The following is a 25285-nucleotide window of genomic DNA, read 5'->3' as shown; positions in this document are numbered from 1 at the left end:
TTGAGAAAATAAAATATGACTTTATTAAATCCTTATTTTGGTGAATTTGGTGGAATGTATGTTCCTCAAGTATTAATGCCAGCATTATATGAATTAGAAAAAACATTTATAGACGCTTGTAAAGACCCTAATTTTAATATTAATTTAAAAAATTTGTTAAAAAATTATGCAGGTAGACCCACCCCTCTAACTTTATGTAACAATTTAACAAAAGGTTCTAAAACACGTCTTTATTTGAAAAGAGAAGATTTACTACATGGAGGAGCTCATAAAACTAATCAAGTTTTAGGTCAAGCATTACTAGCAATAAAAATGAAAAAAAAAGAAATTATTGCAGAAACGGGAGCTGGACAACACGGAGTATCTGCAGCTATGGCATCTGCTTTATTAGGTTTAAAATGTAGAATATATATGGGTAATAAAGACTTTCGAAGACAATCACCTAATGTACTACGAATGAAATTAATGGGAGCAAATGTTATACCGGTAAAAAATGGATCGGAAACCTTAAAAGACGCTTGTAATGAGGCTTTACGTGATTTTTCTGAAAATTATAAAAAAGCACATTATATGATAGGAACAGCTGCCGGACCTCATCCTTATCCTACTTTAGTAAAAGAATTTCAGAGTATTATAGGAAAAGAAGTAAAAGATCAAATTTTAAAAAAAGAAAAAAGATTGCCAGACTCAATTATTGCGTGTGTTGGTGGAGGTTCTAATGCTATTGGTATATTTTCTAGTTTTATCAATGAAAAACAAGTTAATCTCATAGGAGTAGAGGCTGCAGGAAAGGGTATTACAACCAATCAACATGGAGCTGCTTTGAAATTAGGAAAATTAGGAATCTATTTTGGTATGAAAGCCCCTTTGATACAAACAGAAGAAGGTCAGATAAAAGAATCATGGTCTGTTTCTGCTGGATTAGATTTTCCTTCAGTAGGACCTGAACATGCATGGTTAAATAGTACAGGGCGTGCTAAATATGTATCCATTACAGATCAAGAAGCACTATCAGCATTTCAGTTATTATCTAAAAAAGAAGGCATTATTCCAGCTTTAGAATCATCTCATGCTTTAAGTTATGCATTAAAATTAATTAAAGAAAATCCAATGAAAAAACAATTATTGGTGGTAAACCTTTCAGGTCGTGGTGATAAAGATATATTTACTGTTTTAAATATTCTAGAAAAGGAGAATATTAAGTGAATCGTTATCAATTATTATTTAATAAATTAAAAATTAAAAAAGAAGGTTGTTTTATACCTTTTGTTACGTTAGGAGATCCCTCTATAGAAATATCGTTAAAAATAATTAATACGTTAATTAAAAATGGAGCTGATGCTTTAGAATTAGGTATTCCTTTTTCAGATCCAGTAGCAGATGGTATCATTGTACAAAAAGCAAATTTAAGAGCTTTATCTTCTGGTATTACATTAAAAAAATGTTTTAAGATATTATCTATTTTAAGAAAAGAAAATCCAACTCTTCCTATTGGTTTATTAACTTATGCAAATATTATTTTTAATAAAGGAATTGAAGATTTTTATATATTATGTTCACATGTAGGTATTGATTCGGTATTAATAACAGATGTACCTATAGAAGAATCGAAATATTTTTATAAATTATCTGTATTATATAATATTAATCCGGTTTTTATTTGTCCTCCTGATGCAGATGAAAATTTAATACGTAAAATAGCTATATATAGTAAAGGGTACATATATTTATTATCTAGATTAGGTGTAACAGGAATTAATAAATATAAAGAAAAATCTTTAAAAGAAACAATAAAAAAATTAAAAAAATATAATTCTACTCCTATTATTCAAGGTTTTGGAATTTCAAATATATTTCAAATAAAAAATTCTCTTTTATCTGGCACATCAGGAGTTATTTGTGGATCTATAATAATAAAAATTATTGAAAAAAACGTTTTTAACTTAAAAAAAATGTTCTTAAATTTAATTGATTTAACAAAAAATTTAAAAAATGCAACTAAATAAAAATAATTATATTTTTATATTATATTCTAACTTTTAAAAAATAGGAGTTTACATGTTTATTACTAGAAATCTTTTGTATCGTGATACACGTTATTTCCTTTGTAATAATATAGCATATATTGTATTAATTGTATGTTTTACTACTTTTTTTACAATGTTCTTGGATACTTTAATTACACCTGACATAAAAAAAATATCTTTTTTATACGAAGTAACACCAAAAAATTTTTCTTTGTTATTAGATATAATAAAAAATATGAATATTGAACAAAAAAATATATTACTACAATCATGTATATCAAAAATTTTTTCTTCTTTAATTAATAATACTTTGTTAGTAGGAAGTACGATTAGTTTAATTACCATTCTTTCTTCAGGTAAAAAAATAACGTTATCTTTATTTTTCTCTATTTTAAAAAAATTATTCAATAATTTATTAATATTAACATTTATATTAATATTGATCTTAAAAATTAGTTTTATATGTTTTATTATCCCTGGAATATTAATTTCCACTTTATTATCATTATCACCTATTATTTTATGTATGGAAAGAAGTTCTATATTAAAATCTATGTTATCCAGCATATATATAGTGCGTAAAAGATTTAAAATTATTTTTCCCTCCGTATCATTATGTTTGTTTTTAAAATTTCTATGTTTATCTATACCTTTTTTTTATGATTTATCACATATTCATATGATTTTTTTATTCTTTTTTTTCACACAAAATTTAATTACATTAGCTTTAATTATTTATTTATCACGTTTTTATATGTTATTTCGTATCTCTTAAAAAAATATTTTGAGTATTACTGAATGAAATACTTTTTTAATTTTGCACCTACTTTTATATTTTTTATTATTTATCAAATGTATAACATTTTTTTAGCCATAAAGTTACTAATATTATTTTCTGGTTTCATGTTAATTATTGATTTTTATATTTTTAAAAAAATAGATAAAATTTGTTTGTTTAATTTTGTTAATATTTTTATATTTGGATCTTGTAGTATATTGCTGCATAATAGTAATTATATAAAATGGAAAATTACTATTATTTATTTTTTAATGTTTTTATACTTATTTTTTTACCAAAAATGGAAAAAAAAATTATTTTTTGAAAACATATTAAGAAAAAAATTAGTATTACCTCATGAGGTATGGATTAATTTAGATTTTATATGGGCTATCTTTTTTTTATTTTGTAGTATTATTAATCTTTATGTGGCGTTATTTTTTCCAGAAAATATATGGGTTAATTTTAAAGTTTTTGGTTTAACAACATTAACTCTTATTTTTATTGTAATTACCGTTATCTACATTCGATGTTTTATCTCAAAAAAAAAATAATTTTATTACTGTGTACAATTATATTATGAACATAAAAAAATCAGATGATTATAATAGATCTCCAAAAGGTGAAATAGTACTTAAAACTCTTGCTATGCCAGCTAATACTAATGCTAATGGAAATATTTTTGGTGGATGGATTATGTCACAGATGGATATCGGAGGAGCTATTTTAGCAAAAGAAATAGCTGAAGGACCAGTTGCCACGGTGCGTGTTGACAATATGATCTTTTTAAGATCAATATCTATTGGAGATATAGTAACATGTTATGCAAATTGCATTAAAATAGGAATTAGTTCTATTACTGTTTATGTAGAAATATGGATTAAGAAAGTATTTTTTAGAAAAATCGGTCAATTTTATTGTGCCGCTGAAGGAATATTTATTTATGTTGCCATTGATAAAAATGGAAAATCTCGTGCAATTTTTTTTTAATTTTTTAAAAAATATACTTAATATAAATTAAATACCTTTTTTATATAAAATATATATTTCTATTTAACTAAAATTATAAAAAACCATTATTTATGGGTATTTTATATTGATATTAAAATAAACTGTTTAAACCAGTATAATCAACTGTATTTTATAGTAGCATGAAGAGGATTGGAATTATATGACTACTCTATACATGACTCTATTAGCTTGGCTATTATTTTTGGGATATTGGATAATAGTAATTAGAATAATTTTCTGTATACTTACCAAACGACACTCTACACCTTCTGCAATATCGTGGTTTCTAGTTATATATATCTTTCCTGTTATCGGAATAGTCACCTGGCTATTTTTTGGCGAATTATATTTAGGTAGAAGAAGATTTCAATTAGCTAATCAAATATGGTCAAAAACTAATTTGTGGTTAATTGATTTTAAATCTTGTGATGCAATTTTTGAAAAAAAAAATAGCGATGTTGCTACTTCATTATTTCAGTTATGTAAACATAGGCAAGGTCTATTAGGAATAAAATGTGATCAGTTAAAATTATTAACTAATGCAAAAGAAATAATAAATACTGTAATACATGATATTTATTTAGCTAGAAACAATATAGAAATGGTATTTTATATATGGAAACCAGGTGGATTTGCAGATGATGTTGCAAATGCTTTAATTTCATCGGCAAAAAGAGGAATACATTGTAGATTAATGTTGGATTCAGCAGGTAGTGTGGATTTCTTTCGTAGTAAATGGGCGAAGATAATGCGAAATTCCGGAATACAGGTTGTTGAAGCTTTAAAAATTAATATATTTCGTATATTTATTAATCGTTTTGATTTAAGACAACATAGAAAAGTAATATTAATAGATAATTACATTACATATACTGGTAGTATGAATTTAGTTGATCCCCGTTTATTTAAGAAATCTTCTGGTGTTGGCCAATGGATAGATTTAATGGCTCGTATAGAAGGTCCTATAGCAGGAACTATGGGAATTATCTATTCCTGTGATTGGGAAATTGAAACAGGGAAAAAAATTTTACCTAAAAAACTAAAAAAAAATAAAGTTATTTTAAAATCTAAAAGAAAACATGGTTCTATACAAGTTATTGCCTCAGGTCCTGGGTTTCCTAAAAATATGATTCATCAAGCTTTGTTAACTGCTATTTATGCAGCTCGTAAAGAATTAATTATAACTACTCCATATTTAGTACCAAGTGATGATTTACTTTATGCAATATGCACTGCTGCACAACGGGGTATAGAAGTAAGTATTATTATACCAAAATATAATGATTCTGTTTTAGTAACATGGGCTAGTCGAGCTTTTTTCAGTGAATTATTAGAAGCTGGTGTAAAAATTTATTTATTTGAAAAAGGACTACTACATAGTAAAAGTGTTTTAGTAGATAAACAATTAAGTTTAATTGGAACAGCAAATTTAGATATGCGTAGTTTATGGTTAAATTTTGAGATTACACTTGTGATAGATAATGGCCAGTTTGGTAAAGATTTAGCTTCCATACAATATGAATATATTTCTCATTCAAGATTATTAGATAAAAAATTATGGTCTACTCGTTCAAATTGGAACCGAATATTAGAAAATTTTTTTTATTTTTTTAATCCTCTATTATAAATCAAAATTTTCTATTTTTTTTAAAAAATAAAATATGTTATTATCTAATATATTTAAAATATTATCTTATTTTTTATAATATTATTATATTATTAAAATAATGAAATTTTACAAATATAAAATCTTTATTTTTAAATAAAAATAAACTATTATATTATATGTTTGCAATATTCATTGCGGAATATTGTAATAATTTATTAATACATTTAACTTTATTTTTTAAATATGTAATAATTTAAAATATTAAATATTTTTAATTTTTTTAAAAAATAAAATTCTGATATATAAAAATAATTTTTATATGAGCTATATAATATATTTCATATATAATTAGTGATTTTAATTAAGTTTAAAAAATTTATGATAAAACATAGATTTTTTATTAATTGTTAATATATGTATGAAGCGAAAATATAGGTATTGATACTTAAATATTTTTTTATTATTATAAATATAAAAAACATAATATTTATTTAATTTATATTTTATAAATATATAAATATATGAATATATTCACATATTTATATATATAAATAAAGATGATATTTAATTCAATATTATATTATTAATAATAATAACTAATCTTTTTTGAATTAATCAATATAAAAATATTTCTTTAAAGTGTATTTTATTTTTTTATAAAAAAATAAATTTTATTTCATTATATTTTGAGATGGTACTATGAACGAAACACTGAAAATACTTAATAATATTCGTACATTACGCGCTCAAGCACGAGAATGTTCTTTAGAAACTTTAGAAGAAATGTTAGAAAAATTAGAAGCAGTTGTTAATGAACGAAGAGAAGAAGAAAATCAGGTTCAAGCTGAAATAAAAGAAAGAACAAGAAAATTACAACAATATCGTGAAATGCTAATGGCGGATGGAATTGATCCTAATGAACTATTAAAAACCATGACATCAAATAAACATATAAGTAAACCTAAAAGGGCTACAAGACCTGCAAAATATAAATATATTGATGAAAATGGTGATTATAAAACATGGACAGGTCAAGGTCGTACACCTGCTATAATTAAAAATGCTATTTTAGATAAAGGCAAAAATTTAGAAGACTTTTTGTTATAGCTATCTAGTAATTAAGATTAAAAATTAGTTTTATTTGAAATTAATTACTAAAGATTAATATAGAGATTCTATCTTATATAAATAATATAAATTTAAGAAATATGTATGTATTACATTATAAAGAGATTAAAATTAAATGATTTTATATATTTAATGAAAAAATAAAATATTAAACTGTATTAAATATACAAATATATTTTATTAAACATCAATAAATTAATGTAAATTTAAAATTTTTATTATAGTTAGTATAAATATATAAGATATTGATTTTTTAAAATATATTTTATACATGAGTGGTTTAACACCTTCTATTGGTAGAGTAGAAGGTTTAAACGTTTAAAATATTTATTTTTGTTATTTTTTAATAAAAAATGAAAATAATTAAAAAAACTATTTTTATTCATTTGAAAAAATAAATAATAATGTTTATATAAAGGATATTTTTTAAAAGTTATTAACTTTAATTAACATTTATTTTTTTTTAAATAAAAATATTATCGTTCAGACTATAAAGGTATGGTCTATCATAAAATGCTAAATATACTTGATACATTATTTTTTTAAATACTTTTAAAGTATATTTTTAATAAAAATATAATATTAAAAATAAATTAATTTTTTTAAAAAAAATGACCCATTTTATCGGCTTTAGTATCTAAATATTTAGTATTTTTAGGATTTCTTCCTACAATAAGATCTATCCTTTCCACAATATCTATACCGGCATTGCTTAATTTTTTTATTTTAAATGGATTATTCGTTAATAATTTAATTTTATTAACTTTTAATAATTTTAATATTTCTACACAAGATGTAAAATCACGCTCGTCTGCAGAAAATCCCAATTTATGATTGGCTTCCACGGTGTCTAAACCTTTATCTTGTAAATGATATGCATTTATTTTGTTTAATAAACCAATATTTCTTCCTTCTTGTCTATGATAAATTAATATTCCATTACCTGCTTTAGCTATAATCATTAATGCTGATTCTAATTGAAAACCACAGTCGCATCTCAAACTAAATAAAGCATCTCCAGTTAAACACTCTGAATGAATTCTAGTTAATACAGGATTATTAAAGGGAAAATCTCCATAAACAAGAGCAATATGATTTTTAACTCCTATTTCTTCTTCAAATCCTATAATCAAAAAATCGCCCCATGGAGTAGGTAATTTAGCTTTGGCTATTTTTTTAAAATTCATAAATTCTCCAAAATTCTTACTAATTTAATAACAATAAATTTATATATTACTGTAAATTAAAATTTAATTTTATTACTTTATATGAGTTGATAAGAAAAATTTTAAAAAAATTGTGCATTTTAATGAGATAGATATAGATCTAAGATTAGTTTTAATAACATCGCATGTATATTTAATAATACATATTGAATAAAACTTTTTTTAATAATTAAAGAAAAATAGAAAATGTTAATTTTATTAAAAATACATAAAAAATTTGATAAATTTTTAAAAAAATTAAAAATTTTTTAATGCATTTTAATAATACTATTATTAAATATTGAATAATTATCAAATATTTAATAAACATGATATATGTATATTTTTATTAAAATTTTTATCCAAAAGCAAAATATATATATTTTTTATGTAATTGATTTTTATATAAAATATATAAAGTAAAAAATATTCAATAAACTATTTTACAAAAAAGAAGTTATTTTTTTTAATTTATTTAAAGGATTTTTTGAAAAGGTGACAGTACGACCAACAATAATGTAATCTATATTAAATTTTTTTGCTAATTTTGGTGTAATTACTTTTTTTTGATCATATGCAGGATCTTCAATTAATCTGATAGCAGGTGCAACAATTTTAAAACCAAAACCTAATTTTTCTTTTATATTCATAGATTCTTCACCCGGACAAACTACTCCATCTAAGCCATTTTGTTTTGCTAATCTAGATAACATTAATACTTGATTGGTAATAGAACTATTAATTCCTACTTCTCGTAAATCTTGTTCGGTAAAACTAGTTAATACTGTAATACCGATTAATAAAGGTGTATCTTTTTTAAATGGATTTAAAGCTAATTTTGCTGCTTGTAGCATTTTACTGCCTCCAGATATATGAATACTAATCATCCATACACCTAAATCGGCAGCAGCTGATACAGCCCCAAAAACTGTATTCGGTATATCATGAAATTTCAAATCAAGGAAAATATCAAATCCGAGATTTTTTATTTGCACTACTAAAGATTTTCCAAAAAGAGAAAACATTTTTTTTCCAATCTTCAAACGATATATAGCAGGATCTAGATTATTGATTAACTCTAAAGCTTGATTTTTATTAGAATAATCCAATGCAAGTATAACTTTTGTAGTAAATTTAGAAATAACAGCCGACATTAAAAAACCTTAATATAAGAGTACACTTTTATAAAATAATAATATGTTATTTAACATAAAATAATGAATATTATCAGTATTTTATTTTTGATAAATAATCAGATTTTTCTTATAAAAAATAAAAAATATAATTTATATTATTAATTAGTGATATTAGTATTAAAAACAATTCTATAATTTTAAATTAAAATAAAATAATATTTTTATATTATAAATTAATATAATTTAAGCATAGTATTGTAAATTAGCATGATACGACGAACGAACTAAAGGACCGCAAAAAGCATTAGTAAATCCCATTTTGTATGCCTCTATTTTAAGTTGTTCAAACTCTAATGGTGTAATATATCTTTTTACAGGAAGATGCTTAGAACTAGGTTGTAAATACTGACCTAATGTAATCATTGTGACTCCATGATAACGAAGATCACGCATAACTGATATTACTTCTTTGTATTTTTCCCCTAATCCTAACATTAGACCTGATTTTGTGGGTATTGTAGGATTATCTAATTTAAATTTTTCTAATAATCGCAGTGATAAATAATAATCAGCACCCGGACGAATATAGGAATATAAACGAGGAACATTTTCTAAATTATGATTAAACACATCAGGAGGTGCTTTATTAATAATTTTCAATGCTTTTTTTGTACGACCTCTAAAATCAGGAACTAATATTTCTATGGTAATATTATTTTCTTTCCTAATTTGTTGAATACAATCTATAAAATGTTGAGCCCCTCCATCATGTAAATCATCACGAGCAACAGAGGTGATAACCACATAACTTATTTTCATTTTTAATATTGCTGAAGACAATTTTATAGCTTCATTTTTATCAGGAATTAATGGTCTTCCATTTTTTACAGCACAAAATCCACAACGACGAGTACATATGGCACCAAGAATCATAAAAGTAGCTGTATTATTATTGAAACACTCTGATAAATTAGGACATAATGCTTCTTCACAAACAGAATGTAAATTATTTTCTTTTAAAATATTTTTTATTCTGTTTATTTTTTTCGAATCAGATTTTATTCTTACTTTTATCCAATTTGGTTTTTTTAAAGAACTAATATGGTGTTCATTCATTTTAATGGGTATTAAATCTGATTTTAAAATATTTCTATTTTTATATTTTAGTTTTTTATGGTATAAATCATTCATCAATATTTTATTAATATAGTAATGCAATCTTATTCATTAAAAGGATTTACGGGTAATATATATAAAATATAATTATCTTTTATGAAGTAATTAATATTAAAATTTTTTAAAAATACTAATTTTAAAATACAATAATATATTGTATACGGATCAATATAAAAATTCAAATTTTATATTTATTTATAAAAAATACTGCTAATTTTTAAAAAATTAACTATTTTTTTTATTAAAACTAATTTTATAGTTGTACAGTTAATATTTTTTTTAAAATCATATATTTGTGTCATATTGATTTTTTTATTCCCACATGGATAAATATAGGAAAATGGTCTCATATCCATACAAACATTTAATGAAAAACCGTGTAAAGAACAACCTTTTTTAATACGTAAACCAAAAGAACAAATTTTTTTGTTTTTCACAAATACACCAGGATATTCATGCATAATATGTGATTTAATGAAAAAATAATTCAATGTATCAACCACACTATTTTCTATTAAGGAAATGATATTTCTTACACTTATATTTCTTCGTTTAAGATCAAGTAACAAATATATTATCTGTTGACCAGGTCCATGGTAGGTTATTTTACCCCCTCTGTTAGTATGCATGATTGGTATTTTTACAGGTTTAATTATATCTTTTCGTGTACCTAACGATCCTAAAGTAAAAATTGGATAATGCTCTACACACCATAATTCATCTAATGTTTCCACAGTTCTAATAGTGGTAAATGCTTGCATTAAATCAGATACTATTTTCCAATGTTGTAATCCTAAATCACGAACAATAATTGAGTTATTATACAAAATTAATCCTATTAAAATTTTAAAATAAATTAATACTAATTATTAATTAGTAAAAAAATAACTTTAATAAATTAAAAAAGTAGATTTTATTCCGGTAATAATAAATTCAACACCTAGCGACATAAGCAATAAACCCATAATACGTGTAATAATATTAATACCAGTATCTCCTAACATATATACGAAAAAAGGAGCAGATCTAAATAATAACCAACATAATATTGAAAATAATATGATTGCTATCATACAACCCAATATATGTCCAAAACCAGGATAATTGGTGCTCCAAACAATAGTAGAACTAATAGCTCCAGGTCCAGCAATTAAAGGCATAGCTAATGGCACAACTGCTATATTTTTAGAAATAGCAGATTTTATAGTATTTTGTGTTTTTTTCATATCTGATATTAATTTACCATTTAACATGGACATAGCAATAATAATAACTAAAATACCACCTGCAATACGAAAAGAATTAATTGAGATCCCAAAAATATCTAAAATAGTATTTCCTAAAAATAAAGAAGTACATAAAATTATTATTACTGATATATTTGTTAAAAAATTAGTATTATTTCTTTCTAGTATAGTTTGATTACTGGTCATGCTAGCGAAAATAGGAATCATACCTATTGGATTCACTAAAGCACATAAACTAATAAAAAACTTTATGTAAGTAGAAATATCAGACATTGAAATACCCACATGTAACTCCTAATGATAGATAAAGGTTTAATAGGATTAAAAACAATAATTTATTGAAAGCTATGTAATTTATCACTGTACTTTATCATTAAAAATAAAATTACTAATCATACATAAAATAGTAATTAGTATAACTAATCCAATATAAAAATACTGATATAATTTATCGTATATTGAATTAGTTACAGATCCGAGATCCATGTCAGGAAAGCTCTATAGGTATGGCTATAATACTACGTGATCTTATTCTTATCTCTCTTAATTTTACTTTAATTATGTCAGAAAGACGATAAGCTATTTTATTCATAATATTTATTATGCCTTTTTCTTGATTACAAACTAATTCATTTCTATTTTTATGTAAAAATGGCATAGGAATAAAAATATTTGCACCATTTTCTATTATTTTCGCTCTAATTCCACCACGGGTGATATCAATCACCTCCGCATCAAAAATACTTTTTTTATATTTTGTTTGATTTAAAAAAATTGTATATAACCAATCTTCTACATCTCTTTCAGACATTCTATTTTTACGACGACAATCACTAATTTTAGAAGTAATGGAACTATTTGGTTTAATTACTTTTTTATTTTGAATAATTGCTTTTAAAAAACGATGATTAATTATATCACTATATTTTCTAATAGGAGAGGTCCATGTAGCATAAGATTTTAATCCTAAACCAAAATGAGGATTCGGTATTGTAGCGATTTCTCCAAAAGATTGTAAACGACGAATACGATTGCTGATATAATTATTGGATAATTTATTTAGTATACGATGAAGCTTACAAAATCCTGACAATGTAGTAATTTCTTTTTCTGTAATGGTGATATTGTAATGCAATAAAATTTCAGCTACATTTTTTGCATTAATAGGATCAAATCCAGAATGCACATTGTAAATACCAAATCCTAGTTTTTCTGATAAAATTTTTGCAGAACAACTATTAGCAGAAATCATTGCTTCTTCAATAATTTTATGAGCAATGCGTCTATAGTTACGGGATATATTTAAAATTTCTCCATTATCAGATATATTAAATTTATATTCTGCACGTTCTTTAAATATTAAAGCGTGAGTATTACGCCATATAGTACGTATTTTAGAAAAATGATTTAGTAATAAAATTTGATTACCGATTGCATCCGTTTGTGGTTGCCATGATCCTATATTTTCCAACCAATCTGATACATCTTCATATACTAATTTTGCTTTAGATTTAATCCATGCTAAGAAAAAAAATATTTTTTCATATAAGATATCACCTTGATTGTTCACAACAATACGACAAACTAGCGCTGGTCTTTTTACATTGGGTTTTAGAGAACATAAATCTTCAGATAATGTACGTGGTAACATAGGAATGTTAAATCCTGGTAAGTAATTAGTAAATCCTCTTTCCAATGCTATTTTGTCTGTATTGCTATTTTTGGAAAAATAAGATGTTGGATCTGCAATAGCAACAAATAAACTAATATTATTATTTTTTTCTTTTTTAATAAAAAGAGCATCATCAATATCTTTTGTATTTAAACTATCAATAGTTATAAAATCTAAATGAGTTAAATCTTTTCTATCAGACGATTGATCAAAAATAATTTCTTTGGGATACAATTTAGGTTCATTCATATTAAGATTGTGACGAGATAGGCTTACTTTCCATGGTACTAAGAAACTATTCTCTTCTATAATAAATTTTATTATTTTAGCACGAAATTTTTTTTCTCTTTGTAGCCCATGCATAATTAATTGTGCGACCACCCAATCACCTGTTTTAAAATTATGTGAACTATTTTTATCAAAATGACATAATATTAATTCTTTTAATAATGGATAATCAGGTAATATGAAAATATTATTTTTTTTTATTTCTATTTTTCCTATAAATGTATTTAAAAAAGGTTCAATTAATCTTTCAGGTTTAGCGATTTCTCTATTTTTTTCTACCTGTATTCGTGCTGCTATTTTATCACCATGCATCACTTTTTTCATATCGTTAGGAGGAATAAAATAACTTGTTTGTGCATCAACATCTAGAAATCCAAAACCTTTTTCGTTCCCTTTAACAATACCTTCAACTTGAGGTAATTTATCGTGTAGTGTCTTTTTCAATTTTTCAAGTAATGGATTATTTAAGAACATAATGATTAGACCTAAGTTTCAAAATAACAATAATTTTTTTTAAAATAAGAGAAATGTCTAGAATGCTAATACATATATCTAATTTTATTTTAAATAAATAAAAATATTCATTAATATAAATTAATTATAAATGTATTTCTAAAAACAATAGACATTGATTGCATTGACAGAGATATTATTAAATAATATTAATAATCTGATAAATTCATAGATGTAATATTAAAACCACCATCAACATAAATTATTTGTCCTGTAATACCCCTAGATAAATCAGAACATAAAAAAGAAGCTGTATTACCTATATCTTTAGACGTAATAGGTTTACGAATTGGTGCCATTGAAGGATAAATATTTAATATTTTTTTAAATTTTTTAATACCACATGCAGATACAGTTTTAATAGGAGCGGAAGAAATCGCATTAACACGAATATCATTTGATCCTAAAGCATTAGCCATATATCTCATATTAGATTCTAGAGATGCTTTAGCTAATCCCATTACATTATAATAAGGAACCACTCGTTGCGAGCCTAAGTAAGATAAAGTTACTAAAGAAGAGTTTTTATTTAATATGTCTTTACATTCTCTAGCCATTGCTACAAAACTATAAGAACTAATATTATGTGCTGTTTCAAATATACTTTTAGTAATAGTATTTACATAATTACCCGATAAATTAATTTTTGAAGCGAAAGCGATAGAATGAACAAAACCGTCAAATGTCCCCCATATATTAAATAGTTGAGCAAACAAATTTTTAATATTTTTATCTTTAGTAACGTTACATATTACAACAATATTGGAACCTAATTCTGAAGCAAATGATAATATTTTTTTTTTGATTGATTATCTCGGCAAGTAAAAGCTAATTCTGCTCCATGGGCATACATTACTTTAGCTATACCAAAAGCTATTGAGAATTTATTTGATATACCAGTAATGAGTATTTTTTTTCCTTTCAGAATGTTTATATTATTCATTGTTTTTTATAATAAAAAAGATTTTTAAAAAATGATATTAATATAGATTAATATGACTAATAGAATATTAATTCTAAATTGTAATATTTTATTTTGATATAAGTTTTTTATTAATTTATTTTATATATAAAAATATTTATACCATGTATGTTAGATGTAATACGTTTATAATATTTCACACTAATATGTAAAATTAAAATACTCCCTAATCTATAAAATTTATAGAGAAAAAAAAATTTTCATCATAGTCTATAGTAAAAATTAATTTATTGTTTTTGAAAAAATAAAATATTTATATTAGTTTTATTAAGATCGGATATATTTTATATTAAAAAAGTAATACTATTGCTAATAGTAATATTTTAACTGCGTATATTTGACATAATTTTGTTAAAAATATTTTAAAAATAACTTTTTTATACTACATAAATAATATATTTAATTAATTTTATTTTTTTATAAAAAATTAAACCATCATTTTTAATGATGAATGGTACTACTTGAAAAGTAAAACAATAACGATCATTATTTTAATAAATTATAAATAATCTTATTAATAAATACTAATTTATATGTACAGTGTTTTTTATTAAAAAATATTTATTTAATTTTTAAAAATATTATCTGGTTGATAAATATTAAATTAAATGTAATATTTAACATTCTCATCAAACACTGTTTATCACTAATTGTACTGCATCTCCTATGTAATTACTAGGAGTAAAATTAATTAATCTTTTTTTTTCTTCTTCAGGAATACCCAAACCATTAATAAATTTATGTAGTACAATACTATTAATAGTTTTACCTCTAGTTAAAGTTTTTAATTTTTCATAAGGTTTAGAAATACCATATTTTTTCATTATAGTTTGTATAGCTTCAGATAAAACTTCCCAGTTCTCATTTAAATCTTTTAATAATTTTTCTTGGTTAATATCTATATTTTTTATTCCAGATAACACTGAATCATACGCTATAATTGAATATGATATAATCATTCCTAAATTACGCAATACTGTTGAATCACTTAAATCTCTTTGCCAACGAGAAATCAATAACTTAGACGTGATATGATTAATCATTGAATTAGCTAATCCTAAATTTCCTTCTGAATTTTCAAAATCAATAGGATTTATTTTATGGGGCATAGTTGAAGAACCAATTTCATTAGAAATGCATTTTTGTTTAAAATAACCCAGAGAAATATATCCCCACATATCCTTATTAAAATCTAATAAAATAGTATTAAAAATTGATATGCAATTAAATAATTCAGCTATATAATCATGTGGCTCAATTTGCGTAGTATAAGGATTCCAATATATTCCTAATGATGTCACAAATTCTTCACTAATTTGATGCCAATTTATATTAGGATATGCTGCTAAATGAGCATTATAATTTCCTGTAGCTCCATTAAATTTCCCTAATATTTCTATATCGTTTAATTTTTTTAATTGCCGACTCATTCGATAAGAAAAATTAAGCATTTCTTTTCCTACCGTAGATGGGCTGGCTGGTTGCCCATGAGTACGAGATAGAATAGGTATAGATTTATAAGCAATAGCCATATTTTTTATTTTTTTAATTATATTTTTCCAATATGAAACTATTATTTGCTCCTTAGTGGTTTTTAACATTAAAGCATATGCTAAATTGTTAATATCTTCTGATGTACAAGCAAAATGAATATATTCCATAATACTTTTTAATTCTGGTTTACTCAAAAACTTTTTTTTTAAAAAATATTCTACAGCTTTTACATCATGCTTTGTATTCTTTTCTAAACATTTAATATATTTAGCATCTTCCTCATTGAAATTATTAATAATTTCATCTAAAAATTTTTTTGTATCCTCTTTAAAATAAGAAATTTCTAATATATTTGAAATTTCAGATAATTTTTTAATCCAATGAATTTCAATTTTAATACGAAATTTTAATAAAGCATATTCACTAAATATAGGTCTTAAAAAAAAAGTTTTTTTCCCATAACGACCATCAATAGGAGAAATAGCTGTTAAATTAGATAATGTCATTAGTATTCCTAAGTGTTGTTGATTCATGTTAGTATAACTGAAAATTTAAAATATACTGTTTACTTTTTTTTATTTATCTTAACCAGTATACGCTGTACTTCAGTATTAAAACAATTACGAAAAAATATAACTTGTAACCGACTTCCACCTACTTGACGCCATAGTGCTACTGAACGAATTCCTGCTAGCAATATCGATCTTAATTTGTTTTGAATTTCTATTTTATTTAATATTGATTCTATACCCACAATTTTAATTCTTGAACCAAGATTACTAATTATTTCTAAATAAATTCTAGACAAATCATTAATTAAGCTATCATGTATTTCAAAATTAGTAATAGTATTTTTTTTTATTATTTGTAAACAATAAGATAATTTCTTTAATGCAATCACATTTTTTGTTAATTTCTTTTCCAGTATCATCATACCAAAAATATATCTTATTAAATAAATAGATAAAGAATTCTTATAAGTAATATTTAAAATATTGAATAAAGTATTAAAACCTATATTTAAGTTTTTTTCTTCATTCCCATATACCGATAAAACTGTTTTAGGATTAATATTTAAAATACTTTCTATACATACTTTAAAAGCTTTATTATCACAATGACCTGTTTGAGATAACTGATATACCAATTGAGCAGATTGGCATAAACCAGCTAGTGATAACGTAATAGAATAAATATTTTTAGGCATTATCATAATTTTCCAAAATATAAAAATTTATAATAGAACTATTAACAATAATTATTGTATTTTTTTTAATGGAATAGATGCATCAATAATTCCACCTCCAATACATATTTCTAATAAATAAAATACAGCTGATTGTCCTGGGGTAACAGCAGATACCGGATAATTGAAAATTACTTTAATACAGCTATCATTAATAGGTATTAAATAACATGGTATATCTTCCTGACGATACCTAGTTTTAACACTACAAGCCATTTCTTTTTTCAATATTTTACCATTTGTCCAATTTAATTTTTTTACTATCATTCCAATAGACATTAAATAAGGATTTCTATTACCTTGGGCCACAATTAATGAATTAGAGGATATATCCTTATTTACTACATACCATGCTTGATTACTAAAATCTTTCATTCCTCCTATTCTTAAACCTTTTCTTTGTCCTAATGTATAATACATTAAACCGTCATGTTGACCTATTTTTTCTCCTGAAACAGTAATAATATTTCCTATTTTCTGAGGAAGATAACGACTTAAAAAATTATTAAATTTTTTAGGAGAAATAAAACATATTCCAGTTGAATCTTTTTTTTCTGCAACATCTATGTTTAATTTTTTGGCAATCTTACGTACTTGAGTTTTTTTTAGTTTTCCTACTGGAAATAAAATTTTTTTCATTTTTTCTATATTTAAATTATACAAAAAATAACTTTGATCTTTATTAGTATCAATACCTCTCAATAATCTTATTCTTTTATTGATTATTTTAGTTCTTGCATAATGTCCTGTAGCAATAAAGTTCCCTTTTAATATCTCTAAAGAAAATTGAAAAAATAATTTAAATTTTATTTCTTTATTACACAAAACATCTGGATTCGGTGTTCGTCCTTTTTCGTATTCTGATAAAAAATCTTTGAAAACATACTCCCAATATTCTGAAGAAAAGTTAATTTTATGTAAATAAATTCCTAATTGATCACATACTTTCTGCGCATCTAATAAATCTTGGTAAGCTGAACAATAATTATCGGTATCGTCTTCTTCCCAATTCTTCATAAATAATCCTTCTACCTTATATTTTTTTTTAAGCAATAACCAAGCTGATACAGAAGAGTCTACACCTCCGGACATAGCTAAAATAACTTTTTTATGAAAATTTTTATACATATATATCCAAAATTTTATACAAAGATTGAAAAATATACTAACATAATCTAAAAAATGACCACAAATAATTATTTATTAAAATTTTAAATAAAAATATAAACTTAATATCATTAAAATATTTTTAGATAGCAAAAAAAATAAAATTTATATTATAAATATAATATAATGATCAAACTTGTTTTTTTAAAAAAATAAACTAATCATTTCTAATGATTATATTTTATTTATTGAGAAAAAGGTAAAACCCTATAAAGTATACCAGCGATCATTAGTATGATCTAAAAAACAAAAATTATACGTAATATAATGTAATTTTTATTATTGTTCGATATTATAGAAATATCTAATTTAAAGTAAAATAGACGAATATTCAATTCATAAAATATTAAAAAAAATGGTATCTTTATTAAATGATAAAAAAAATAAGAAATTTTTCTATTATTGCGCATATTGATCACGGAAAATCAACTCTTTCTGATCGTTTTATTCAAATTTGTAAGGGTTTATCAAAAAGAGAAATGCATAACCAAGTCCTTGACTCCATGGATTTAGAAAAAGAAAGAGGCATTACTATTAAAGCACAAAGCGTAACTATTAATTATAAAAATAAATATAATGAACTTTTTCAATTAAATTTTATAGATACACCTGGTCATGTCAATTTTTCTTATGAAGTTTCACGTTCTTTATCTGCATGTGAAGGAGCTTTATTAGTTATTGACGCTTCGCAAGGAGTTGAGGCGCAAACTGTAGCTAATTGTCATACAGCATTAGAAATGAATTTAAAAATTATTCCAGTATTAAATAAAATAGATTTATCAACTGCTAATCCTATTCGGACATTAAAAGAAATAGAAGAAATCATAGGAATTTCAACATCCAATGTTATGAAATGTTCTGCTAAAACAGGAGATGGGGTAATAGATTTACTAGAAAAAATTATTATCGATATCCCTCATCCTAAAGGAAATGAAACAAAACCCTTACAAGCATTAATTATCGATTCATGGTTTGATAATTATTTAGGAGTTGTATCATTAGTATGTATTAAAAATGGATTACTTGAAAAAAATTCAAAAATAAAAGTCATGGATACTGATAAAAGTTATAAAGTAGAAAAATTAGGAATTTTTACGCCAAAAAGAAAAAATAAAGAGTGTTTGAAATGTGGAGAAGTAGGTTGGGTAATATGCGGTATAAAAGATATAAAAAGTGTACCGGTGGGGGCTACACTTACTTCATATCATAATCCAGCTAATAAAAAATTAATGGGATTTAAAAAGATCACACCACAAGTATATGCTGGACTGTTTCCTATAAGTTCTGAGCAGTATGAAATATTTCGAGATGCTTTAGGTAAGTTACATTTAAATGATGCTTCATTATTTTATGAACCAGAAAATTCTACTGCTCTTGGTTTTGGTTTTAGATGCGGTTTTTTAGGAATGTTACATATGGAAATAATTTTAGCAAGATTAGAAAGGGAATATAACCTAGATTTGATTGCAACTATGCCTACAGTGATATATCAAGTAGAAACAATTGAAAATAATATTCTTTATTTAGATGCTCCATCTAAATTATCTAGTTTAGGTAATATTAAAACAATCAGAGAACCAATTGCTGAATGTAACATGTTGTTACCTCCTAAATATTTAGGACAAGTAATAAAATTATGTATAGAAAAAAGAGGAATACAAAGTCAGCTTATCTATCATGCACATCAAGTAATTTTAACATATGAAATTCCAATGTCTGAAATTGTTCTTAATTTTTTTGATCAATTAAAATCCGTTTCCAGTGGATATGCTTCTTTAGAATATCATTTTAAAAAATTTAAGATTTCTAGTTTGGTATGTATAGATATATTAGTAAATACTGAAAAAGTAGATGCTTTATCATTTATTACACATGAAGATCGTGCACAATATCAAGCACGTGAAATTGTAAAAAAAATGAAAACATTGATTCCTAGACATCAATTTGATATTCCTATTCAAGCTGCTATTGGAAGACATATTATAGCTCGAGAAACAATTAAACAATTACGGAAAAATGTATTGGCAAAATGCTATGGTGGAGATATTAGTAGAAAAAAAAAGTTATTACAAAAACAAAAAATAGGAAAAAAGAGAATGAAAAAAATTGGGAATATAGAAGTTCCAAAAAATATATTTCTTTCTATTTTAAATATTGATACAAATAAATAATAGGGGAATCATATGTCTGATATTTTAGCTATAATGTTTTTTCTGGCTACATTAATAACAGCCATTTTTTGGCTTATAAATAAACATCAATATAATAAATTTAACAAAAAAAAAGATATTACATTCGGCGACAAGATAAATCATCATGATTTTTTTAAAAAAAATAGATATATTGAATATATAGCTTCATTTTTCCCAATATTCATCACTATATTTGTAGTTCGTTCTTTTATTTATGAACCATTCCAAATACCTTCTGGATCCATGATACCAACATTGTTGATAGGAGATTTTGTTTTAGTAGAAAAATTTTCTTATGGTATTAAAGATCCAATTTTCCATTATACTCTGATGAATGTCGGAAAACCAAGACGAGGAGATATAGTGGTATTTAGACATCCGTATAATAAAAAAATTAATTATATTAAAAGAGTTATTGGTTTACCTGGTGATCGAATTACTTACAATACGATAAATAAAATGTTTACAATTCATCAAGAATGTAATAATACAAACAATTGTAAAAAAGAAATATTTGTTTCTCATAAAAGCTATATATTAGAAAATTTTAAAAAGTATAATACCAATGATATAAGAAATAGAAAAGATGTAACTTTTTATTATAGTAATAATAAAGATGAAAAAATTAATCCTTTATTATTTCACTTATTTCAGGAGAAAATAGATAAAAAAGTATTTGATATTCTTTTATCTAATCAAATTAGAGATCAATTAAATGAATATTATCAACAACCTGGTCAAAAAAAAGGTATTTGGATTGTCCCAAAGGATCAGTATTTTATGATAGGAGATAATAGAGATAATAGTTTAGATAGTCGTTATTGGGGATTTGTTCCTGATAAAAACTTAATAGGTAAGGCGACTATAATATGGATGAGTTTTGATAAAGAAGAACATAAATGGCCAGTGGGTATTCGTTTAAATAGAATAGGTAAAATAAACTGAAAATATATCATTTATTGATGTATCGTATTTATAATGAAATATTATAAAAAATATACTTTCCAGCTGTTAAAATCTATTTTTATTATTTTACGCAGCTGAAACATTTTAAAAAACATTAAATTTTATAATTATATGAATTATATCCTAATTAATAGGCTACAACAGATACTTGGCTATACTTTTGTGCAAAAAGAACTTTTAACTCAAGCTTTGACTCATCGAAGTGCTAACAGCAAACATAATGAACGTCTTGAATTTTTAGGTGATTCTATTTTAAGTTTTGTGATAGCTAACGCTTTATATCATCATTTTCCAAATGTAAATGAAGGTGATATGAGTAGAATGAGAGCAACTTTAGTGCGAGGTCATACTTTAGCTGAAATAGCAAGTGAATTTGATTTAGGAGACTATTTACAATTAGGACAAGGAGAACTTAAAAGTGGAGGATTTCGCCGTGAATCTATTTTAGCAAATACGGTAGAAGCTTTAATTGGTAGCATTTTTTTAGATAGTAATATTAATACAGTAGAAGACTTGATCTTAAAATGGTATGCGAAACGTTTAAAAATAATTAGCCCTGGAGATACACAAAAAGATCCTAAAACTAGATTACAGGAATATTTACAAGCTAAACATTTACCCTTACCGGCTTATTTAGTAGAAAAAGTATATGGTGAAGCTCATAATCAAGTATTTACCATTCATTGTGCAATTAGTGGTATTACTGCGTATTCTGTTGGTATAGGGGCTAGCCGTCGTAAAGCAGAACAAGATGCTGCTCAAAATGCATTAATAAAATTAGGAATAGAATGAAATACAATCAATATTATTCTGGAATAATTTCTCTTATAGGCCAATCTAATACAGGGAAATCTAGTATATTAAATAGATTAATGGAAGAAAAAATATCTATCACCTCTCATACGTTACATACTACTCAAAAAAATATTTTTGGTATACAAACTAAAGGTAATTATCAGTGCATTTATATCGATACGCCTGGTATTCAAAAAATAAAAAAAAATAATAATATAATAGATAAAAAAATAGATGGAACGATACTTAATTCAAACATTATTTTATTCGTTATAGAACATATCAAATGGAATATAAATGATGAATTAATATTAAATAAAATAAAAAAAAATAATATTCCTAAAATACTTTTAATAAATAAAATAGATCTTATTAAAAATAAAAAACTATTCTTACCTCATATCGATTTTTTACAAAAAAAACTATATTTTGAGGAAATTATTTTTGTTTCAGCAAAAACTAGAGAAAATATAAAAAAATTATCCGAAATAATAAAAAATTATTTACCAGTTTCTAGACATATTTTCTTAAAAAAAGAGAAAACAAACTATTCAAAAAAATTTATTATCTCAGAAATAATACGTGAAAAAATCATACGTAATTTAAGTCAAGAATTACCATATATAATTAAAGTTAAAATTCAAGATTGGATAAAAAAAACAGAGAAAATAGTAATTCATGCTCTTATTTTTGTGAAACATGCTAGCCAAAAAAAAATACTAATAGGAAAAAATGGTATGAATATAAAAAAATTTAGCATATTAGCAAGAAAAGAAATAGAAAAAAAATTTAACATTAAAATATTTTTATATTTATGGATTAAAATAGGATATAATAGCTAATTATTGATTACTTAATAACATTAAGTACTATCTATAAAAATAAATTAGGCAGAAAAAACATAATGACTATTATTGGTATTGGGATAGATATCATAAAGATTTCTCGTATAAGAAAAATAATTGACAACTTAGGATCTAAGTTAGCAAAACGAATTTTATCAAAAAAAGAATTTTACCAATACTCAATAAAAAAAAATAGAATTAATTTTTTAGCAAAACGGTTTTCAGCTAAAGAAGCAGCAGCAAAAGCATTAGGTATTGGAATAAGAAATGGCATAAAATTTAGTGATTTTGAAGTTTATAATGATAATTATGGTAGCACTAAATTAGTGTTATTAAATCAAGCAAAAATATTAGCAAAAATAATGGGAATAAAATATATTCATATTAATTTAACTGATGAAAAAAAATATGCGTATGCAATTGTGATTTTTGAAAAATAAGAACTTATTATAAATATAATAAAATTAATGATATTAATTTAAGATTTTCTTCTTTTTTTAAAAAATTTGTTAAGTACGTCACTGCATTCTTTTAGTAAAATCGATTCAGTAATATTAAATTTATGATTAATAATATTATTTTTTAAATATTTTTTTAATATGGATAATTTGTTTGTTTTTTCTTTTGCTCCAAAAACTAAATGACCAATACGACTTTGTATTATTGCTCCAAAACACATTATACAAGGTTCTAATGTGACGTAAAGAGTTGTATTTAATAATCGATAATTCTTTAATTTTTTCCCTCCTTGACGCAAAGCTAATATTTCTGCATGAGCGGTAGGATCATTATGACAAATAGATGCATTGTAACCTTCTGCTATAATTTTTTTTTTAAAAACTAATATAGATCCGACCGGTACTTCTCCTTTTTTTCCAGCTATAATAGCTAACTTTAAAGCATATCTCATCCAATACTGGTGATTCTTATATGTATACATATATTTATATCTTAACTTAAGATAAATATTTTAAAAAAAATATTTAATATAAAAAACATATTTTAATAAAAATCTTCTATATTAAAATAATAATATTATTATTATTATTCTTTTATACTAAAATAATATTTTATTTTTGGTGTTTTTTAATATTCTATTTTTATCTAATTGCCATTGATTTTTCTTTTCACGTTCGCGTTTATCTAATTTTTTTATTCCTTTACCTATACCTATTTTTAATTTACACCAATTTTTTTTCCAAAATAAAGATAAAGCAATTAATGTATAACCCTCTCTATTTACCTTACCTCTCAAAAAATATATTTGTTCTTTATGTAAAAGTAATTTTCTATTTCTCATTGGATCATACACCACATGAGTAGAAATAGTAGGTAATGGTTCAAATGTAGAACTAAATAAAAAAGCTTCATTGGCAAACAATGATATGTAACTGCCATTAATATTTACTTTCTTTGACCTAATAGATTTGACTTCCCATCCTAGAAGGATTATACCAGATTCATATTCTTCTTCAATATTATAACTATATTTAGCTTTTTTATTGATAACAATAATTGATACTTTATTATTTAAATATTCTTTTTTTTTCATTTAATTATATAAATCCTATTTTACTAATTTATGAAATTATTTTATATATCTGAAGCATTAAACATAAATAATAAGTACATTTATAAAAAAATATCTGTCATCATTGTTTATGTTGTACCATATATATAATTTCTAAAAAAATAATAATCCTATCTGGATCAACAGTTAAATCAACAACTTTACAATCAAATATAATTTAAGTAGATAAAAATAAATATTTATAAAAGCAAGATTGGTATATATAGTTCTACCACTC

The 25285-nt window shown here is 23.7% G+C and carries 23 protein-coding genes and 1 pseudogene; 12 read left to right on the top strand and 12 right to left on the bottom strand.

Annotated elements, in window-relative coordinates; all coding sequences use genetic code 11:
* Nucleotides 1–15: 15 nt before the first annotated feature.
* The 7 genes from trpB (at nt 16) to hns (ending at nt 6532) form a co-directional block, all read left to right on the top strand.
* Nucleotides 16–1206 (top strand): tryptophan synthase subunit beta, encoded by a 1191-nt coding sequence (gene trpB, locus AB4W65_RS01230; protein WP_367673795.1) that lies wholly within the window; start codon nt 16–18, stop codon nt 1204–1206.
* Nucleotides 1203–2006 carry a tryptophan synthase subunit alpha gene (gene trpA, locus AB4W65_RS01225; protein WP_367673794.1) on the top strand — a complete coding sequence of 268 codons (804 nt, stop codon included), beginning with the start codon at nt 1203–1205 and terminating at the stop codon, nt 2004–2006. The genes trpB and trpA overlap by 4 nt, the downstream gene beginning before the upstream one ends.
* Before the next feature lie 52 nt (nt 2007–2058).
* Entirely contained in the window at nt 2059–2802 is a 744-nt protein-coding gene (locus AB4W65_RS01220) for a YciC family protein (RefSeq protein WP_367673793.1), read from the top strand.
* 23 nt (nt 2803–2825) lie between these two features.
* Nucleotides 2826–3359: an inner membrane-spanning protein YciB gene (locus tag AB4W65_RS01215; RefSeq protein WP_367673792.1), complete on the top strand. Its 534-nt coding sequence runs from the start codon at nt 2826–2828 to the stop codon at nt 3357–3359.
* A 25-nt stretch (nt 3360–3384) separates the two neighbouring features.
* Nucleotides 3385–3795, top strand: coding sequence for an acyl-CoA thioester hydrolase YciA (gene yciA, locus AB4W65_RS01210; RefSeq protein ID WP_367673791.1), 411 nt, complete (start codon nt 3385–3387; stop codon nt 3793–3795).
* A 181-nt stretch (nt 3796–3976) separates the two neighbouring features.
* Nucleotides 3977–5443: a cardiolipin synthase gene (gene cls / locus AB4W65_RS01205; protein ID WP_367673790.1), complete on the top strand. Its 1467-nt coding sequence runs from the start codon at nt 3977–3979 to the stop codon at nt 5441–5443.
* A 681-nt stretch (nt 5444–6124) separates the two neighbouring features.
* The gene (gene hns / locus AB4W65_RS01200) at nt 6125–6532 is read left to right on the top strand and encodes a histone-like nucleoid-structuring protein H-NS (protein ID WP_367673789.1); all 408 of its coding nucleotides are present in this window, start codon (nt 6125–6127) and stop codon (nt 6530–6532) included.
* 623 nt (nt 6533–7155) lie between these two features.
* Here hns and ribA read toward each other — a convergent pair.
* The 10 genes and pseudogenes from ribA to mnmA form a co-directional block, all read right to left on the bottom strand.
* Nucleotides 7156–7740, bottom strand: coding sequence for a GTP cyclohydrolase II (gene ribA / locus AB4W65_RS01195; protein WP_367673788.1), 585 nt, complete (start codon nt 7738–7740; stop codon nt 7156–7158).
* A gap of 461 nt (nt 7741–8201) precedes the next feature.
* The gene (gene pyrF, locus AB4W65_RS01190; protein WP_367673787.1) at nt 8202–8912 is read right to left on the bottom strand and encodes an orotidine-5'-phosphate decarboxylase; all 711 of its coding nucleotides are present in this window, start codon (nt 8910–8912) and stop codon (nt 8202–8204) included.
* Nucleotides 8913–9137: 225 nt separating this feature from the next.
* Nucleotides 9138–10100, bottom strand: coding sequence for a lipoyl synthase (gene lipA / locus AB4W65_RS01185; protein WP_367673822.1), 963 nt, complete (start codon nt 10098–10100; stop codon nt 9138–9140).
* Between the two features lie 161 nt (nt 10101–10261).
* Nucleotides 10262–10897, bottom strand: a complete 636-nt coding sequence (gene lipB / locus AB4W65_RS01180) for a lipoyl(octanoyl) transferase LipB (RefSeq protein WP_367673786.1) — start codon at nt 10895–10897, stop codon at nt 10262–10264.
* Between the two features lie 63 nt (nt 10898–10960).
* A complete protein-coding gene (locus tag AB4W65_RS01175; RefSeq protein ID WP_367673785.1) occupies nt 10961–11602 on the bottom strand; it encodes a YchE family NAAT transporter in 642 nt (213 codons plus the stop codon).
* Between the two features lie 202 nt (nt 11603–11804).
* On the bottom strand, nt 11805–13751 hold the full coding sequence (locus AB4W65_RS01170; RefSeq protein WP_367673784.1) for an exoribonuclease II: 1947 nt from the start codon (nt 13749–13751) through the stop codon (nt 11805–11807).
* Between the two features lie 188 nt (nt 13752–13939).
* Nucleotides 13940–14724 (bottom strand): annotated as a pseudogene (locus AB4W65_RS01165) (enoyl-ACP reductase).
* Between the two features lie 677 nt (nt 14725–15401).
* On the bottom strand, nt 15402–16772 hold the full coding sequence (gene purB / locus AB4W65_RS01160; RefSeq protein WP_367673821.1) for an adenylosuccinate lyase: 1371 nt from the start codon (nt 16770–16772) through the stop codon (nt 15402–15404).
* 59 nt (nt 16773–16831) lie between these two features.
* Entirely contained in the window at nt 16832–17473 is a 642-nt protein-coding gene (gene hflD, locus AB4W65_RS01155; protein WP_367673783.1) for a high frequency lysogenization protein HflD, read from the bottom strand.
* Between the two features lie 51 nt (nt 17474–17524).
* On the bottom strand, nt 17525–18640 hold the full coding sequence (gene mnmA, locus AB4W65_RS01150) for a tRNA 2-thiouridine(34) synthase MnmA (RefSeq protein WP_367673782.1): 1116 nt from the start codon (nt 18638–18640) through the stop codon (nt 17525–17527).
* Nucleotides 18641–19053: 413 nt separating this feature from the next.
* On the opposite strand from mnmA, the gene lepA reads away from it, so the two are divergent.
* From lepA to acpS, 5 genes are all read left to right on the top strand, one after another.
* On the top strand, nt 19054–20850 hold the full coding sequence (gene lepA / locus AB4W65_RS01145) for a translation elongation factor 4 (RefSeq protein ID WP_367673820.1): 1797 nt from the start codon (nt 19054–19056) through the stop codon (nt 20848–20850).
* Between the two features lie 12 nt (nt 20851–20862).
* A complete protein-coding gene (lepB, locus tag AB4W65_RS01140; RefSeq protein WP_367673781.1) occupies nt 20863–21816 on the top strand; it encodes a signal peptidase I in 954 nt (317 codons plus the stop codon).
* Nucleotides 21817–21948: 132 nt separating this feature from the next.
* Nucleotides 21949–22629 (top strand): ribonuclease III, encoded by a 681-nt coding sequence (rnc, locus tag AB4W65_RS01135; RefSeq protein ID WP_367673780.1) that lies wholly within the window; start codon nt 21949–21951, stop codon nt 22627–22629.
* Nucleotides 22626–23474, top strand: a complete 849-nt coding sequence (era, locus tag AB4W65_RS01130; protein WP_367673779.1) for a GTPase Era — start codon at nt 22626–22628, stop codon at nt 23472–23474. The genes rnc and era overlap by 4 nt, the downstream gene beginning before the upstream one ends.
* Nucleotides 23475–23536: 62 nt before the next feature.
* The gene (acpS, locus tag AB4W65_RS01125; protein ID WP_367673778.1) at nt 23537–23917 is read left to right on the top strand and encodes a holo-ACP synthase; all 381 of its coding nucleotides are present in this window, start codon (nt 23537–23539) and stop codon (nt 23915–23917) included.
* A gap of 38 nt (nt 23918–23955) precedes the next feature.
* Here acpS and tadA read toward each other — a convergent pair whose 3' ends face one another.
* Entirely contained in the window at nt 23956–24417 is a 462-nt protein-coding gene (tadA, locus tag AB4W65_RS01120; protein ID WP_367673777.1) for a tRNA adenosine(34) deaminase TadA, read from the bottom strand.
* Between the two features lie 117 nt (nt 24418–24534).
* A complete protein-coding gene (gene smpB / locus AB4W65_RS01115) occupies nt 24535–25029 on the bottom strand; it encodes an SsrA-binding protein SmpB (protein ID WP_367673776.1) in 495 nt (164 codons plus the stop codon).
* Nucleotides 25030–25285: the final 256 nt, after the last annotated feature.

This window comes from Buchnera aphidicola (Pemphigus populi) (assembly GCF_964058935.1).
Taxonomy (GTDB): domain Bacteria; phylum Pseudomonadota; class Gammaproteobacteria; order Enterobacterales; family Enterobacteriaceae; genus Buchnera_C; species Buchnera_C aphidicola_D.
The sequence above is the reverse complement of the archived record's forward strand: the minus strand, read 5'-3'. Positions and strand labels throughout refer to the sequence as shown.

Coding starts and splice junctions, on each gene's coding strand:
- era (WP_367673779.1), top strand. CDS start 22,626: ATGAAATACAATCAATATTATTCTGGAATAATTTCTCTTATAGGCCAA.
- trpB (WP_367673795.1), top strand. CDS start 16: ATGACTTTATTAAATCCTTATTTTGGTGAATTTGGTGGAATGTATGTT.
- yciA (WP_367673791.1), top strand. CDS start 3,385: ATGAACATAAAAAAATCAGATGATTATAATAGATCTCCAAAAGGTGAA.
- rnc (WP_367673780.1), top strand. CDS start 21,949: ATGAATTATATCCTAATTAATAGGCTACAACAGATACTTGGCTATACT.
- ribA (WP_367673788.1), bottom strand. CDS start 7,740: ATGAATTTTAAAAAAATAGCCAAAGCTAAATTACCTACTCCATGGGGC.
- acpS (WP_367673778.1), top strand. CDS start 23,537: ATGACTATTATTGGTATTGGGATAGATATCATAAAGATTTCTCGTATA.
- mnmA (WP_367673782.1), bottom strand. CDS start 18,640: ATGTATAAAAATTTTCATAAAAAAGTTATTTTAGCTATGTCCGGAGGT.
- purB (WP_367673821.1), bottom strand. CDS start 16,772: ATGACATTATCTAATTTAACAGCTATTTCTCCTATTGATGGTCGTTAT.
- AB4W65_RS01215 (WP_367673792.1), top strand. CDS start 2,826: ATGAAATACTTTTTTAATTTTGCACCTACTTTTATATTTTTTATTATT.
- AB4W65_RS01220 (WP_367673793.1), top strand. CDS start 2,059: ATGTTTATTACTAGAAATCTTTTGTATCGTGATACACGTTATTTCCTT.
- lepB (WP_367673781.1), top strand. CDS start 20,863: ATGTCTGATATTTTAGCTATAATGTTTTTTCTGGCTACATTAATAACA.
- hflD (WP_367673783.1), bottom strand. CDS start 17,473: ATGCCTAAAAATATTTATTCTATTACGTTATCACTAGCTGGTTTATGC.
- AB4W65_RS01170 (WP_367673784.1), bottom strand. CDS start 13,751: ATGTTCTTAAATAATCCATTACTTGAAAAATTGAAAAAGACACTACAC.
- hns (WP_367673789.1), top strand. CDS start 6,125: ATGAACGAAACACTGAAAATACTTAATAATATTCGTACATTACGCGCT.
- pyrF (WP_367673787.1), bottom strand. CDS start 8,912: ATGTCGGCTGTTATTTCTAAATTTACTACAAAAGTTATACTTGCATTG.
- smpB (WP_367673776.1), bottom strand. CDS start 25,029: ATGAAAAAAAAAGAATATTTAAATAATAAAGTATCAATTATTGTTATC.
- cls (WP_367673790.1), top strand. CDS start 3,977: ATGACTACTCTATACATGACTCTATTAGCTTGGCTATTATTTTTGGGA.
- tadA (WP_367673777.1), bottom strand. CDS start 24,417: ATGTATACATATAAGAATCACCAGTATTGGATGAGATATGCTTTAAAG.